This is a genomic window from Enterobacter sp. CGMCC 5087, from assembly GCF_003144775.1.
Taxonomy (GTDB): Bacteria; Pseudomonadota; Gammaproteobacteria; order Enterobacterales; family Enterobacteriaceae; genus Enterobacter; species Enterobacter cloacae_M.
Window position 1 is genome coordinate 19,119 of sequence record NZ_QFXN01000127.1, and the last position, 16,043, is coordinate 35,161.

The window sequence follows — 16,043 nt, forward strand, 5'->3', positions numbered from 1 at the left end:
ATGATGCAGCATCTCGCCGTCTGGCGAAAGTGAAAGTTACTCACAGGTCAATGAAAAGGCTGTATTATAGTTTTTATGAATACGCATTCTCATTAAGGAGCCCTGCATGGAACTGCTCGAAGAGCACCGTTGTTTTGAAGGTCGACAGCAGCGCTGGCGGCATGACTCCACCGTCCTGAACTGTGCGATGACGTTCAGCATTTTCCTGCCGCCGACGGAAAATCCGCCGGTTCTGTTCTGGCTTTCAGGCCTGACCTGCAACGACGAAAACTTCACCACCAAAGCGGGCGCGCAGCGTGTTGCCGCCGAGCTGGGTATTGCGCTGGTGATGCCTGATACCAGCCCGCGTGGCGATGTTGTAGCCGACGATGCAGGATACGACCTGGGTAAAGGCGCCGGGTTTTATCTCAATGCGACCGAGCAGCCCTGGGCGCACCATTACCGCATGTATGACTACATTCGCGACGAGCTGCCCGCGCTGATTCAGTCCGGGTTTGCGGTAAGCGACCGCTGCGCCATCAGCGGACATTCTATGGGGGGTCACGGGGCGCTGATCATGGCGCTAAAAAATCCGGGAAAATACGTCAGCGTGTCGGCATTTTCGCCAATTGTTAACCCAACGCAGGTGCCGTGGGGGCAGAAAGCCTTCACGAACTATCTGGGTGAAGATGAAGCAAAATGGCAGGAATGGGACAGCTGTGCGCTGATGCTGGCCAGCAGCTCGGCAAATGCGCTCCCGATGCTTATCGATCAGGGCGATGCGGATCAGTTCCTCGCCGGGCAGCTACAGCCTGCGGTGCTGGCAGAAGCGGCACGCCAGAAGGACTGGCCGCTGACGCTGCGCATCCAGCCGGGGTATGACCACAGCTATTACTTCATCGCGTCCTTTATTGAGGATCATCTCCGCTTCCATGCGGAGCATTTGTTTCGGTAAGTGCGAGTGCGCGCGCTATGATGCCCTCACCCTGACCCTCTCCCACAGGGAGAGGGAACAAACACTAAAAACGGCAACTTACGTTGCCGTTTTGCTTTTACCCTGGCCGCATCAGAACTTGTAATCCACACCGACAAAGTAGCGACGGCCATCTTCCGTATAGCTGTAATCGTCACGGCTCAGATCTTTATCCAGCAGGTTCTGCACGCCCGCACGCAGCTTCACGCTTTTCGTCGCCTGCCACGCGGCGCCGGTATTCCAGATGACATAGCCACCCGGCGTTGGTGCACTGCTGGTCAGCGCGCGTTTCTCACCGGTGTAGTTGCCCTGAACGTAGAACGACCAGTCCTGCGTTGCCTTCCAGTCAACGGTACCGTTGGCGGTGTGGAACGGCAGATCCGACAACGGCTTGTTGCCGCCGTTGCTGATATCACGACCGTCGTTATAGGTGTAGTTAAGGGTCAGTTTCCAGTCGTCCGCCAGCGGGAATTTCAGCTCGGTTTCCACCCCGCGGATGCGTGCCTTGTTTACGTTGTAGTAGCGGAAAATTGGTTCGCCGTCCGCATTCAGTCCAACGTAGTTAGGGTAGCCCTGGGCCTGTTTTGCATTGGCCGTACGGCTGATGCTGATGCGGTCATCCACGTTATTCTGGAAGGTGGTGACGCTGGCCTGCACGCCCTCTAACCAGCCTTCTTCCCCGCTGTAGTACAGACCGAATTCGAAGCTCTCGCTGGTTTCAGGTTTCAGATCCGGGTTACCGACAATCTCACAGGCACCGCGACACGAGCCGGTGACCCAGTCCGGGCTAAGCTGCAGCAGCGACGGCGCTTTAAACGCGGTGGCCCAGCCCCCTTTCACCGTTACGGTATCGGTCGCGTTATAGACCAGATAGGCACGCGGGCTCCAGTGATCGCCGTAGGTATCATGGTCGTCCATACGGATGCCGGTGGTCAGCGCCAGAGGTTCAAAGATACGCCACTCATCTTCAAGGAACAGGGCATACTGGCTTGTCGAGGTACTGCTGCTGGAACCGCCCGTCAGGTTGACCGGATCTTTCAGCTTATCATGACGCCATTCCCCGCCGAAGGTCAGCAGCTGGTTGATTTCACCCAGCGGCAGCACGTATTTTCCGTCCACCGCGTTGCTTTCGGAGGTGATCGGATTGCTGTTGCCGGGGTTTTTGTTATCCACCTTTTCGCCGTAAACCTTCAGCTCGCTGTTGCCGACGCCCCAACGGCCGTTGTGGCTGAGAGAGTAGTTCTGACGCTCAAGGCGGTTTTTATCGAGGGAATCCGAGTCGCGATCCTGACGGTCGAAACCGTAGCCCGCCGTAAAGTCGTGATTTTCAGACGGCGTCCAGGCGAACTCCACATTCGCATCGCGGCTGGTGAAGCCTTCAATGCGCGGCGTTTCACCGCTCGCCGTGGTGGAGGATTTCTGCTGACCGTCTTTCTCACGCTTCGCGAGGCTACCGTAGGCTTTCAGCCCCAGCAGGCCGTCCACCAGCGGACCGCTGGTATAGAACTGACCATTGTAAGTGTCTCCACGGTCGCGGTGCTCCTGAATCGTGGAATCGGCGCTCAGGGTACCCGTCCATTTCTGGCCGATTTTTTTGGTGATAATGTTCACCACGCCGCCCAGCGCATCGGAACCGTACAGAGAAGACATCGGTCCGCGCACCACTTCGATGCGTTCGATGGCGTCAACCGGCACCCAGTTGAGGTCGAAATCATTATGGCGGAATACCGCGTTACGCGAGTTAACGCGCTTGCCGTCGATCAGGATCAGCGTATAGCTGCTGTCCAGTCCACGAATACTTACCCCTTTACGGTTGTCCCCTTCGCTCGTGAGCTGAACACCCGGCACCTCCCGTAACACATCTTTCAGATTCTGAACGGGTTTGCGCTGCAAATCTTCCTGGGTAATCACGCTGATGCTTGCCGGTGCGTCTTTCAGGTTTTGCTCGGTCGCGGAGGCCGTTACAACCATTGTGTCGCCGGATTCCGCTGCGATAACAGGCAGGGCCAGGGACATTGCGGACGCACAAAGTCCTCCCCTGACGAAGGGATTCAACCTAAACATTCCATATCTCCATGAGGTAAATACAACTAAATCAAATCATCATTGCTCACAGCGTCTTCCCTGCCGCCCACGTCTGCGGTGGGTCGGTGACACGCTTATTTTTGATAACGATAAAGCAAACGATAATTATTATCAATTGAATTGTTAAGAAATGTATCTTTGTTTCAGGATGCGGGCATAAAAAAACCCGCTCGAATGAGCGGGTTAAAAGAGAGGAAGTGCGATTATTGTTTAAATCGTTCCGGGAATTCCATTTCACTGTAGCGAACGAATTTTGTTCCTTTCGTCAGCTTGTAGCCAAACCAGATAACGAGGAACAGCGGAATACCAATGTAGGTCGCCGTCACGGCGCCCCAGTCAATGGTGTCCGCCAGGAACGCTTCATAGTTCTGTCCCAGCGTAATGATCAGGCACAGAATGAAGGCGAAAATAGGACCCAGTGGGAAGAAGCCGGAGCGATACGGCAGCGAGTTAACATCGTGACCCTGCTTGACGAAGCCGCGGCGGAAACGGTAGTGGCTAATAGCAATCCCCAGCCAGGCAATAAAGCCCGTCATCCCGGACGTGTTAAGCAGCCACAGGTACACCGTCTGGTTGCCAAACATGGAGGTCAGGAAGCACAGACCGGCAATCACCGTTGTGGCGTAGAGCGCGTTACGCGGTACGCCACCGCGGGACAGCTTCGCGAAGATACGCGGTGCTTTACCGTCGCATGCCAGCGTGTAGAGCATACGGGTGGACGCGTACATCCCGGAGTTACCGGCTGAAAGCACTGCGGTCAGGATAACGGCGTTCATCACCGCCGCGGCTGAAAGCAGACCGGCGTGCTGGAAGACCAGCGTGAACGGGCTGACGCTAATGTCTTTTACGTCATTACGCAGCAGGCTTGGATCGGTGTACGGGATGATCAAGCTGATAATCAGGATCGCGAACACATAGAACAGCAGGATACGCCAGAACACCTGACGGACCGCACGCGGAATATTTTTCTCTGGGTTCTCTGACTCACCGGCGGCGATACCAATCAGCTCGGTCCCCTGGAAGGAGAAGCCGACAATCATCGCCACGCCAATCATCGCCGAAAGGCCACCGGCAAACGGCGCATCGCCTATCGCCCAGTTACTCCAGCCCGCAGGTTCTGCGCCTTTGAAAATACCAACGATCATCGCCACACCGACGACGATAAAGATGATGACGGTTGCCACTTTGATCAAAGAGAACCAGTATTCCGCCTCGCCGAAACCGCGCACGGAGATGTAGTTCAGCAGGAAGATGACGGCCAGGAACAGGGCGCTCCAGATCCAGCCCGGCGTATCCGGGAACCACCAGTTCATCACCAGCTGTGCGGCGACAAGGTCAACGGCGATGGTGACCGCCCAGTTGTACCAGTAGTTCCAGCCCAGCGCGAAGCCGAAGCCTTCTTCAACGTATTTTTGACCGTAGGTCGAGAACGAACCGGATACCGGCATGTACGCGGCCAGTTCGCCGAGACTGGTCATCAGGAAGTACACCATCAGGCCAATCAGTATATAAGAGAAGAGTGCCCCACCCGGGCCGGCTGCCGAAATCGTTGCGCCAGAGGCAACGAAAAGACCTGTACCGATTGAGCCGCCAATGGCGATCATCGTCAGGTGACGCGCCTTGAGTTCACGACGTAGCGTGGGCGCTTCTGTGGTTTTAATTTCTGAAACCATATGAAAATGCTGTCCATTTAATAAATGAGGCGCGATTGTAGCAGACGATCCGCGTTCCTTCCGGCAGAAATACTCAGTTATAAGAGAGCTTCATGACTCGGCCAGGATTATAAGTAAAGCATAAAAATGTGGGGTGACAGGCGCGCGTAGCCCCGGTAAGCGAAGCGCCACCGGGGAAGGTTAAATGGCGCAGTAGCGCAGAAAACGCTGCAGAGAGCTGGAAAGGTGTTTCTGACGATGATGGATGCACCATAGCGTGCGCACCAGCTTCGGCAACGGAACCGGGATTTCAACCAGCGATCCCGTCTCAAGCTGTTCGGCAATGACGCGCCGGGAAAGACAGCTGATCCCCAGGCCATGACGCACCGCGTGCTTAATGGCCTCAGAGTTCCCCAGCTCCATCCCCAGCTGGAAATGCGGCAGATGGGAAAGCAGCAGATAATCGACAATTTCACGCGTGCCGGAGCCCTGCTCGCGCAGGATCCACTGCGCCTGCGCCAGGCGCTCCAGCGTCACCTCGCCCTGCAATAACGACGAGGCCGGGGACGCAAACACCACAAGTTCATCTTCCAGCCAGGGCTCGGCAATGATATCGACGTTATGGCAGGGCCCTTCGATGAGGCCGATATCCACCCGGAAATCGATCACCGCGTTGATAACGTCCTGGCTGTTACCCACGCTCATCTCCAGCGGCAGGGTCGGGAAATCCCGGCGGTAGCGGGCAATCACTTCCGGCAGGATGTAGTTCCCAATGGTGCTGCTGGCATAGACGCGGATCGCGCCGTTGTCCTCGCGGAACAGCTGTTCGATTTCGATAGCCTGCTCCAGCAGCGCCAGCGCCCGTGGATAAAGAAGACGACCGTGCTCGTTGACCACAAGCCGCTTCCCTACCCTGTCGAACAGCTGCACGCCCAGCTGCCCTTCAAGATCGGTCAGCGCCGCGCTGACCGCAGACTGCGAGAGCGCCAGCATTTGTGACGCCTGGGTTGTCGAGCCGCTTTTCAGCACCTCGGCAAACACTTCCAGCTGACGCAATGTAATGTGCATGGTTGCTTACCACTTATATAGATTGATTATAAGTATATAATCAATTTTATTTTTAAGCCAGCGCGCCGTAACCTTTAGCTAGACAAAGGAGAAGGTTATGTCAGAAATCACCTTACAACATCATCGTACAGTGTGGCACTTCGTGCCGGGCCTCGCGCTTAGCGCAGCAGTGACAGCCGTAGCATTATGGGGCGGCAGCATCCCGGCTATCGCAGGCGCAGGTTTTAGCGCGTTGACGCTGGCTATTTTGCTGGGCATGGTCGTGGGAAATACCGTTTACCCACACATCTGGAAATCCTGCGACGGCGGCGTGTTCTTTGCCAAACAGCACCTGCTGCGTCTCGGGATCATCCTTTACGGCTTCCGTCTCACCTTTTCGCAGATTGCGGACGTGGGCGTGAGCGGAATCGCTATCGACGTCCTGACGCTGACCAGCACTTTTTTGCTGGCCTGCTTTATCGGCCAGAAAGTCTTTGGCCTGGATAAGCAAACCAGCTGGCTGATCGGTGCCGGGAGCAGTATCTGCGGGGCCGCGGCGGTGCTGGCAACAGAGCCCGTGGTTAAAGCCGAAGCCAGCAAGGTAACCGTGGCGGTGGCGACGGTGGTGATCTTCGGTACGCTGGCGATCTTCCTCTACCCGGCCATGTATCCGCTGGTTGCCCACTGGTTTAGCCCGGAAACCTACGGCATCTATATCGGTTCGACCATGCACGAAGTGGCTCAGGTGGTGGCGGCAGGACATGCCATTAACCCTGAAGCCGAAAACGCGGCGGTGATTGCCAAAATGCTGCGCGTGATGATGCTGGCGCCGTTCCTGATTTTCCTTGCTGCGCGGGTTAAACAGCTTGCACCGGCGGACAGTAATCAGAAAAGTAAAATCACCATTCCATGGTTTGCGATCCTGTTTATCGTGGTCGCTATCTTTAACTCCTTCCACCTGATGCCGAAAGCGGTGGTGGATATGCTGGTGACGCTGGATACCGTGCTGCTGGCGATGGCCATGGCGGCGCTGGGGGTCACCACACACGTCAGCGCGCTGAAAAAAGCCGGTGCCAAACCGCTGCTGATGGCGCTGGTGCTCTTCATCTGGCTGATTGTCGGGGGCGGTGCGATTAACCTCGCGGTCCATAGCCTGATGGCATAAACCATCTCGTCCTTCTCTTGCTAACCCGCTATCATAAGCGTTTCGGGTTAGCAGGAGTTTTTTTATGAAATATGTTGGAGCGCACGTCAGCGCTGCAGGTGGTCTTGCGAATGCCGCCATTCGCGCCGCCGAAATCGAGGCGACCGCTTTCGCCCTGTTCACCAAAAACCAGCGCCAGTGGCGCGCCGCGCCGCTCACCGCTGACGTGATTGATGATTTCAAAGCCGCCTGTGAGAAGTATCACTACGGGCCAGGCCAGATCCTTCCCCACGACAGCTACCTGATCAACCTCGGTCACCCGGTTGAAGAGGCGCTGGAAAAATCCCGCGAGGCGTTTCTTGATGAAGTACAGCGCTGCGAACAGCTGGGGCTGACGCTGCTGAACTTCCATCCGGGCAGCCATCTGATGCAAATCGATGAAGATGCCTGCCTGGCGCGCATTGCCGAATCCATCAACATCACGCTGGACAAGACCAAAGGCGTCACCGCGGTAATTGAGAATACCGCCGGTCAGGGCAGCAACCTCGGCTTTAGGTTTGAACATCTGGCGGCGATCATCGACGGCGTGGAGGATAAATCCCGCGTTGGCGTATGCATTGATACCTGCCACGCGTTTGCCGCCGGATATGACCTGCGCACCACCGAGGCAACGAAAAACACGTTCGATGAGTTCGAGCGCATCGTGGGCTTTAAGTACCTGCGCGGAATGCACCTGAACGATGCGAAAAGCGCCTTTGGCAGCCGCGTTGACCGCCACCACAGCCTGGGCGAAGGCAACATCGGCCACGATGCGTTTCGGTTTATTATGCAGGACGCCCGCTTCGACGGTATTCCGATGGTGCTGGAAACCATTAATCCGGACATCTGGGCAGAAGAGATAGCCTGGCTGAAGGCACAGCAAACCGCTGAACAGGCGGCATAAAAAAAGCCGGGTGCATAATGCAACCCGGCTTTTTTTGTAGGTCGGGTAAGGCGAAGCCGCCACCCGACACCTTGTTTACGCTGCTTTCGCCACAACTTCCGCTTCAGGACGTTTCAGCACTGCGTATGTCAGACCCGCCACCAGCGTACCGGCAACGATGGCCAGCAGGTAGCCCAGTACCGGCGTGATGGCGCCAGGGATCAGCAGGACAAACAGACCGCCGTGTGGTGCCATCAGCTTCGCGCCAATCGCCATGGAGATCGCACCCGTCACTGCACCACCCGCGATACAGCACGGCAGTACACGCATTGGGTCACGAGCCGCGAACGGAATCGCCCCTTCGGTAATGAAGCACAAGCCCAGAACCAGCGCCGCTTTGCCGCCTTCCTGCTGCGCTTTATCGAACTTACGACGGGCAATAATCGTCGCCAGACCGAGCGCCAGAGGAGGCACCATACCTGCCGCCATGATCGCTGCCATCGGTGCGTAGGTCTGGGTACTTAGCAGGCCAACACCAAAGGCGTACGCCGCTTTGTTCACCGGACCACCCATGTCGGTACACATCATGCCGCCGAGAATTGCGCCCAGCAGAACCGCGTTCGCGGTGCCCATGGTTTGCAGCCAGTGGGTCAGACCCGCCAGGATGCCCGCAACCGGCTTACCAATCAGGTAAATCATCGCCAGACCGACCACCAGGCTGGAAATCAGCGGGATGATCAGGATCGGTTTCAGCGCTTCCATACTCTGCGGCAGCTTGAGCTTCGAGCTAATGAGCTTCGCGACGTAACCGGCCAGGAAGCCCGCGATGATACCGCCGATAAAGCCAGAACCGGTGCTCACGGCCAGCATACCGCCGATAAGGCCCGGCGTCAGGCCAGGACGGTCAGCAATGGAGAAGGCAATAAAGCCTGCCAGGACGGGTACCATCAGCGCGAACGCGGAACCGCCGCCAATCTGCATTAACGCCGCGGCCAGCGTGCCTTGCTCTTTAAACGCGGTAATACCAAATGCGAACGAAAGGGCAATACACAGACCGCCCGCAACCACCATCGGCAGCATGTAAGACACACCGGTCAACAGATGGCGATATGCGCCTGCAGACTCTTTCTTACCTTCCGTCGCGGTTTGACGCGCGCCGGTTGCCTGATACGGCTTCGCTTCCACCAGCGCTTTATCAAACTCCTGCGCGGTCTTTTTCAGCGCCAGGCCGGTAGACGTGCGGTACATTGGCTTACCGGCAAATTTCGCCAGGTCCACTTCGATATCCGCCGCCACGATCACCAGATCGGCCTCAGCCACTTCTTCAGGGGTGATAGCGTTGCCGGCACCGACGGAGCCGCGCGTTTCAACTTTAACCCACCAGCCGCGTTTTTTCGCTTCGGTTTCAATGGCTTCAGCCGCCATAAAGGTGTGAGCTACACCCGTCGGGCAGGCTGTCACCGCAACAACGCGTTTCGGACCCGTGGCCGCAGCCGGTGCCGTCGCGACAGGCGCGCTGTAGACAGACGCGTGCCCTTTCGCTTCGCTCAGGAACAGTTCCGGGTGTGCCACCGCGCGATTAATATCGCCCAGCCACACTTTTTTGCCGTTCAGCGCACTGTCAGCCGGGATTTTGTCGCCTAGTACAATGGCCAGTTCTGCATCGCCTGGATTATCGATAATGTCCAGATGTGCTTTTTGTGCCGCCGCGCCCAGCAAGGTCTTCGCCATATAGGCGCGGGCCTGTCCGAGACCGGAGTCAATGATCAGCAGCGTTTTCATTATTCCTCTCCTGCTGTTAGTTAAAAGGTTTTAAGTCAACGCGCGCCATCATCGCGGCTAACTGGGTACGATCGGTAATGCCGACATTGCTCTGGCTTACGGCCAGGGCAGCAACGGCGGTGGCAAGACGTAAAGTATGTTCACTGGATTCACGCATCAGCAGACCATAAATCAGGCCGCCAACCATGGAATCCCCTGCGCCAACGGTGCTGACAACTTCCATTGACGGCGGTTTGGCGATCCATTCACCAGACGCGTTAACCCACAGCGCGCCTTCTGCACCAAGAGAGATCACCACGTGAGCGATACCCTGCTCGCGCAGCGCATGGGCAGCGTCAATCACATCTTTTAATTCCGGCAGCTTACGACCCGCCCAAATCTCCAGCTCGCGGCGATTCGGCTTCACCAGCCACGGAGAGGCTTTCAGACCCGCAACCAGCGCGTCGCGGCTGCTGTCAAAAATGATGCACGGGCACTGGCTGCGCAGGCGCGTCATCCAGTCGGTAAACGCTTCCGGGCTGACGCCGGACGGCAGGCTGCCGCTGACGCAGACCATGTCAAACTGACCGAGCCAGGTCAGAGAGTCGTTAACAAAACGCTCCCAGTCTGACGGCGTCACTTCGAAGCCAGAGAAGTTCAGATCGGTCACTTCACCGTCTTTCTCCGTCAGCTTAACGTTGATGCGGGTACGGCCCTGAACAACCTGAAAACGGTTGGCAATGCCCAGCTCGCTGAACAGCTGCTGGAAACCATCCTGGTTATCTTTACCGAGGAATCCACCCACGGTGACGTCGATACCGAGATCCTTGAGCACTTTCGCGACGTTAATCCCTTTACCCGCAGCATGCAGGCCAGTGGTACGCACGAGGTTGACTTCGCCGCGCTCAATTTCCGGGCAAAATCCTACCAGGTCATAAGCCGGGTTCAGCGTAATAGTCGCAACACGTCTGCTCATTATGCGCCCTCCCCCAGACCCGCCGCGATGGCGTCGCCAATCGCTTTCAGCGCCTGTTCAGCATCGGCACCCTGTGCGGTGAAACGCAGACGATGTCCTTTCTTCACGCCCAGCGCGACAACTTTCATCAGGCTACGGCCGTTGGCCGGTTTGCCCGTGCCATCAAGATTCGCCACGGTGATCTCACTCTCGAATTGTTTAATGGTATTCACCAGCATGGTGCCCGGACGGGCATGCAGGCCGTGCTCGTTGCGTACCACGAACTCAGCGGTCTGCACGTCTTCGGTCGGCGCATCATCACTGGTCAGAAGTGCCAGCACGGTGGAGGCATCAGCGTTCAGCAGTTTTTCAGCTTTGTTGTTCAGCAGCAGATCGCCCAGACGCTTCAGCACGGAAACCGGCTGATCGTCGTTCATCGCCACGGTCACCAGCATGGCCGCACGCTCGCCTTCCACGTCAAACGCCTTGGCCGCGCGGCTCACGGCGATAGCGCTGCGCAGGTTGCCTTCAGCACTGTCGTTCAGCCAGATACCCTGACCCAGGTTCAACGGCTTATCGTTAATTACGCGCGTCACAAACGTGGCATCCGCCGCGCCGGCTTCTTTCAGACGACCCGCGTTCAGCGCCTGCAGCGTCACCAGATCGGAGGCAATCACGTCCAGCGTCAGCGTTTCATTATCCAGTTTCAGCGCTTCGCTCTGTTTTTCGCCCATCAGCAAGGCGCGCAGCTCTTCAGCTGTGGTCGCGGACTTCAGCTGTTCAGCCACGTCGTCATCGCTCAGGACATGCGTCAGCTGACGCAGCAGGCCTAAGTGTTCGTCGCTGCTGGCCGCGATACCGATAGCCACATACGCCACCTGACCGTCGCCCCAGAGCACGCCCTGCGGGAATTGATAAACCTGAACGCCGGTTTTCAGCACCTGATCGCGGGTGTCGGTTGTACCGTGCGGAATGGCAATGCCATTGCCGAGGAAGGTTGAGGTCTGCTGCTCGCGGGCCAGCATGCCGTTTACATAGCCGTCCGCGACGTTACCCGCCTGCACAAGCGCAGCGGCAACCTGGCGAATAGCCTCTTCTTTATCCCCGGCCTGAGCGCCCGGGTGGATATCCTGAACAGATAACTGGAACATGGTTCTCCACTCCTGCTGAACTTGAATCGTTTCAGCTTTAATGAGAAAAAATGCGCTAGCCTGCTCCGTTTGTTAAAACAAGATAGCGCTGAAACGTTTCAAAAAGTCTTGCGCTTTCTGCAATGTCTTGCAAGTAAACTCGTATTTCTGATATCAGAATTTAGAGATACAGCACATTTCTTCTTCGTTCAGCTGAATTTTGCTGAAGTTCAGCAAGACAGTTTCAGCTAAGGTCAGCCGAGTTGGACGTAAGTTGAAATGCTATTTTGATTTTTCGTGGCATCATTGACCGCACCCACTGTTTATTTTTTAGCTGACGGCGTAAACTCCGCCCCTCTCTGCTACTCGCTAATTATAAAACATGCATAACACCCCTGCGGCCGTCTCGCCGAAGCCCTTTGATTTGACCTCCGCGGCATTCCTGGTTGTTGCCTTCTTCACGGGCATTGCCGGTGCGTTACAGACGCCGACATTGAGCTTATTTCTGACAAATGAGGTTCACGTTCGCCCGGCAATGGTCGGCTTCTTTTTTACCGGAAGCGCCATCATCGGCATCCTGGTCAGCCAGTTTCTGGCGGGACGATCCGACAGAAAAGGCGATCGTAAAAGCCTGATCGTTTTCTGCTGTCTGCTCGGGGTCATGGCCTGCGTTCTGTTTGCCTGGAACCGCAACTATTTCATTCTGCTCTTCGTCGGGGTATTCCTGAGCAGCTTTGGCTCAACGGCGAACCCTCAGCTGTTTGCGCTTGCCCGCGAACACGCCGACCATACCGGACGTGAAGCGGTGATGTTCAGCTCTGTCCTTCGTGCTCAGGTGTCGCTGGCATGGGTGATTGGCCCGCCGCTGGCCTACGCGCTGGCGATGGGTTTTGGCTTTACGGTGATGTATCTGAGCGCGGCCGTCGCGTTTGTGGTGTGCGGCGCGCTGGTGTGGTTCTTCCTGCCGTCCATGCGCAAAGAGCCGAGAGTGGCAACGTGCGTGCTGGAAGCGCCGCGCCGCAACCGCCGCGATGCCCTGCTCCTGTTTGTTATCTGTACGCTGATGTGGGGCACCAACAGCCTGTATATCATCAATATGCCGCTGTTTATTATTGATGAACTGCACCTGTCGGAGAAGCTGGCGGGCATCATGATGGGCACCGCGGCCGGGCTTGAGATCCCGACGATGCTCATTGCGGGCTATTACGCAAAGCGCTTCGGAAAGCGTTTTTTAATGCGTATCGCCGCCATCGCCGGTCTGCTGTTCTATGTCGGTATGCTAACGGTACATACGCCGGGGCTGTTGCTGGCTTTACAGCTGCTGAACGCCATCTATATTGGCATTCTCGCCGGGATAGGTATGCTCTATTTTCAGGATCTGATGCCGGGCCAGGCAGGCTCTGCCACCACCCTTTATACTAATACCACCCGCGTGGGCTGGATTATCGCGGGCTCAATGGCCGGTGTCGTTGCCGAAATCTGGAACTATCACACGGTGTTCTGGATTGCGCTGGTGATGTGTACCCTGACGATCGGCTGTCTGGCGAGAATTAAAGACGTTTAGGGCGCGGTGAGCGCTTCCAGGTCAAGAAGGTACGTCATCGCCTGCCCTCGCGTGCTGCCACACATTTCTGCAGTGGGCTGAAGCCCGGAGCAGACTTTCGGGCGCAGCGGTGAGCCAAAGATCATGCACAGGTTCGTTTCCGAGAGCTGAACGCAGCGGGTATTGGCAGGCTTGCCCTCCGGCATTCCTGGAATGGGGCTTGAAATGGACGGTGCAGTACAGCACGCGCCACAATCGGGACGGCAATCCATAAATGCTCTCTTTCGCTGACGATCGCCCGCGCAGTCGGGCATCGCGCGCACAGTAACACCTTTTGCGTATTGATAGCAAAAGCCACGAATTCCTCTTGCCTGAAAGGCCGCGCGCGAGTAATTTGGCGCGATATTTTTTACCTCCCGTAAACAGGATTACTGCAATGCCAAGAGCGAACGAAATTAAGAAAGGTATGGTGCTGAATTACAACGGCAAACTGCTGATTGTGAAAGATATCGACATTCAGGCACCCAGCGCCCGTGGTGCAGCAACGCTGTACAAAATGCGTTTCGCCGATGTGCGTACCGGCCTGAAGGTGGAAGAGCGCTTTAAAGGTGACGATATCGTCGATACCGTGACCCTGACCCGTCGCTACGTTGATTTCTCCTACATCGACGGCAACGAATACGTGTTCATGGATAAAGAAGATTACACCCCGTACATCTTCACCAAAGATCAGATTGAAGAAGAGCTGCTGTTTATCCCTGAAGGCGGTATGCCTGACATGCAGGTCCTGACCTGGGACGGCGTGCTGCTGGCGCTGGAGCTGCCCCAGACCGTCGATCTGGAAATCGTGGAAACCGCACCAGGTATCAAAGGCGCATCCGCAAGTGCGCGCAACAAACCGGCTACCCTGACCACCGGTCTGGTTGTGCAGGTGCCGGAATACCTCTCCGCTGGCGAGAAGATCCGCATCCATATCGAAGAAAAACGCTATATGGGTCGCGCCGACTGATTGCGGCGTTTTTCGGGTGGCGGCTTCGCCTTACCCGACCGACAAAAACACAAAAACCGGCTCTCAGGCCGGTTTTTTTGTAGGCCCGGTAAGCTTAGCGCCACCGGGCAACAGAGCTTACAGAAGCTCCGGATACTTCGTCATCTTCAGCGCCAGCTCAACGCCGCGCACTTCCGCCATACCTTTAAGACGGCCAATCGCCGAATAGCCCGGGTTAGTTTTCTTGCGCAGATCGTCCAGCATCTGGTGGCCGTGATCCGGACGGAACGGAATAGGACGCACATCGCCCGCCTGCTTGCGACGCGCCTCTTCCGCCAGAATGGCGTCTACCACCGCCACCATATTCACATCGCCGCCCAGGTGCGCCGCCTCATGGAAGGTTTTTGGGTTCTCCTCGCGGCAGGTCGCACGCAAGTGCGTGAAATGAATGCGATCGCCAAAGGTTTCAATCATCCGCACCAGGTCGTTATCCGCGCGCACGCCGTAGGAGCCGGTACACATGGTAAAGCCGTTATAGATGCTGTTGACCGTCTCTTTCAGCCACTGCATATCTTCAATAGTGGAAACAATGCGCGGCAGGCCGAGGATAGGACGCGGTGGATCGTCCGGGTGCACGGCGAGGCGTACCCCAACCTCTTCAGCAACCGGCACGATAGCGCGCAGGAAGTACGCCATGTTTTCACGCAGCTGCTGCTTATCAATATCGCCGTATTCCGCCAGGCGCGCGCGGAACTGATCCAGCGTATACCCCTCTTCAGCTCCCGGCAGGCCCGCAATAATATTACGGGTCAGCTTTTCGATGTCCGCGTCGCTGGCTGCATTGAACCATTCGAGCGCCTGCTGCTGCTCTTCCGCGGTGTAATCCGCTTCGGCGCCAGGACGTTTCAGAATGTGCAGCTCAAACGCCGCGAAGGCGATCTGGTCGAAACGCAGCGCTTTCGAGCCGTCCGGCATCTGATATTCAAGATCGGTACGCGTCCAGTCGAGGATGGGCATAAAGTTATAGCAAACCGTATCAATGCCGCAGGCCGCCAGGTTGCGAATGCTCTGCTGATAGTTAGCTATCCAGGTCTGGTACTCCCCGGAATGGGTTTTGATGTCTTCGTGAACCGGGATGCTCTCTACCACAGACCAGGTTAACCCCTTCTCCGCCATCAGCGCCTGACGCTGCTGAATTTCTTCAACCGGCCATACCTGACCGTTAGGAATATGATGCAGCGCCGTGACGACACCCGTTGCGCCAGCCTGGCGCACATCATCAAGAGAAACCGGATCGTTCGGCCCGTACCAACGCCAGGTTTGTTCCATTGCCTCACCCTCTTAAGTTGTTATACCAATATGCGTTACTGCAATGACGACTACCATACATGTTTGCCGCCAGGGGTCAATATACCGCCTCACATTGATTGATCAAACTCACAGAACGGGGATATTTACGGCTCACCAATTTTATTTGCTGTCATATAACTTTACACTGGCATTGTTAATTAATGGTTAATCAGGTGTGTATCTCATGAAGACAATTGCCTCCACCGCCCTTCCTGCCCGGGTTCAGCAACCTCGCTACGATCGCGCGCAATTACGCTCCCGCATCGTCCATTTTGGCTTTGGCGCGTTCCACCGTGCGCACCAGGCATTGTTAACAAATCGGGTGCTGAATGAAAAAGGCGGCGACTGGGGTATTTGTGAGATTAGCCTCTTCAGCGGCGACGTGCTGATGAGCCAGCTGCGCGCGCAGGATCACCTGTTCACCGTGCTGGAGAAAGGGGCAGAAGGAAATGAGGCGATTATCGTCGGCGCCGTCCATGAATGCCTGAACGCAAAGCTGGACTCTCTGCCCGCC

At 56.5% G+C, this 16,043-nt stretch carries 13 protein-coding genes and 1 pseudogene; 6 read left to right on the plus strand and 8 right to left on the minus strand.

Annotated features, from left to right (window positions below; all coding sequences use genetic code 11):
• Positions 1-106 precede the first annotated feature (106 nt).
• Entirely contained in the window at positions 107-934 is an 828-nt protein-coding gene (gene fghA / locus DEO48_RS12395; RefSeq protein WP_109845328.1) for an S-formylglutathione hydrolase, read from the plus strand.
• 111 nt (positions 935-1,045) lie between these two features.
• Here the strand turns inward: fghA and cirA are convergent, their stop codons facing one another.
• The 3 genes from cirA to yieE form a co-directional block, all read right to left on the minus strand.
• Positions 1,046-3,016 (minus strand): catecholate siderophore receptor CirA, encoded by a 1,971-nt coding sequence (cirA, locus tag DEO48_RS12400; RefSeq protein ID WP_109845329.1) that lies wholly within the window; start codon positions 3,014-3,016, stop codon positions 1,046-1,048.
• Between the two features lie 224 nt (positions 3,017-3,240).
• Complete coding sequence (locus DEO48_RS12405) at positions 3,241-4,710, minus strand: amino acid permease (RefSeq protein WP_023312475.1); 1,470 nt, start codon at positions 4,708-4,710, stop codon at positions 3,241-3,243.
• Between the two features lie 180 nt (positions 4,711-4,890).
• On the minus strand, positions 4,891-5,757 hold the full coding sequence (gene yieE, locus DEO48_RS12415) for a DNA-binding transcriptional regulator YeiE (RefSeq protein ID WP_023312476.1): 867 nt from the start codon (positions 5,755-5,757) through the stop codon (positions 4,891-4,893).
• Positions 5,758-5,854: 97 nt separating this feature from the next.
• On the opposite strand from yieE, the gene DEO48_RS12420 reads away from it, so the two are divergent.
• Positions 5,855-6,901 (plus strand): YeiH family protein, encoded by a 1,047-nt coding sequence (locus DEO48_RS12420; RefSeq protein WP_109845330.1) that lies wholly within the window; start codon positions 5,855-5,857, stop codon positions 6,899-6,901.
• Positions 6,902-6,965: 64 nt separating this feature from the next.
• A complete protein-coding gene (nfo, locus tag DEO48_RS12425; protein WP_045354228.1) occupies positions 6,966-7,823 on the plus strand; it encodes a deoxyribonuclease IV in 858 nt (285 codons plus the stop codon).
• 75 nt (positions 7,824-7,898) lie between these two features.
• Here nfo and fruA read toward each other — a convergent pair whose 3' ends face one another.
• Genes fruA through fruB form a run of 3 tightly spaced genes read right to left on the minus strand, consistent with a single transcriptional unit; the run spans position 7,899 to position 11,669 of the window.
• Positions 7,899-9,584 (minus strand): PTS fructose transporter subunit IIBC, encoded by a 1,686-nt coding sequence (gene fruA, locus DEO48_RS12430; protein WP_109845331.1) that lies wholly within the window; start codon positions 9,582-9,584, stop codon positions 7,899-7,901.
• A 16-nt stretch (positions 9,585-9,600) separates the two neighbouring features.
• On the minus strand, positions 9,601-10,539 hold the full coding sequence (gene fruK, locus DEO48_RS12435) for a 1-phosphofructokinase (RefSeq protein WP_008500936.1): 939 nt from the start codon (positions 10,537-10,539) through the stop codon (positions 9,601-9,603).
• The gene (gene fruB, locus DEO48_RS12440; RefSeq protein ID WP_109845332.1) at positions 10,539-11,669 is read right to left on the minus strand and encodes a fused PTS fructose transporter subunit IIA/HPr protein; all 1,131 of its coding nucleotides are present in this window, start codon (positions 11,667-11,669) and stop codon (positions 10,539-10,541) included. The genes fruK and fruB overlap by 1 nt, the downstream gene beginning before the upstream one ends.
• A 361-nt stretch (positions 11,670-12,030) precedes the next feature.
• Between fruB and setB the strand changes: the two genes are divergently transcribed.
• Positions 12,031-13,212 carry a sugar efflux transporter SetB gene (setB, locus tag DEO48_RS12445; RefSeq protein ID WP_109845333.1) on the plus strand — a complete coding sequence of 394 codons (1,182 nt, stop codon included), beginning with the start codon at positions 12,031-12,033 and terminating at the stop codon, positions 13,210-13,212.
• Here setB and DEO48_RS12450 read toward each other — a convergent pair.
• Positions 13,209-13,463, minus strand: a complete 255-nt coding sequence (locus DEO48_RS12450; RefSeq protein WP_109845336.1) for a YkgJ family cysteine cluster protein — start codon at positions 13,461-13,463, stop codon at positions 13,209-13,211. The genes setB and DEO48_RS12450 overlap by 4 nt on opposite strands.
• Positions 13,464-13,627: 164 nt before the next feature.
• Between DEO48_RS12450 and yeiP the strand changes: the two genes are divergently transcribed.
• A complete protein-coding gene (yeiP, locus tag DEO48_RS12455; protein ID WP_008500940.1) occupies positions 13,628-14,200 on the plus strand; it encodes an elongation factor P-like protein YeiP in 573 nt (190 codons plus the stop codon).
• A 117-nt stretch (positions 14,201-14,317) separates the two neighbouring features.
• Here the strand turns inward: yeiP and uxuA are convergent, their stop codons facing one another.
• Entirely contained in the window at positions 14,318-15,508 is a 1,191-nt protein-coding gene (uxuA, locus tag DEO48_RS12460; protein ID WP_109845334.1) for a mannonate dehydratase, read from the minus strand.
• 205 nt (positions 15,509-15,713) lie between these two features.
• Between uxuA and DEO48_RS12465 the strand changes: the two are divergent.
• A pseudogene (locus DEO48_RS12465) lies at positions 15,714-16,043 on the plus strand (fructuronate reductase); the annotation flags it as partial.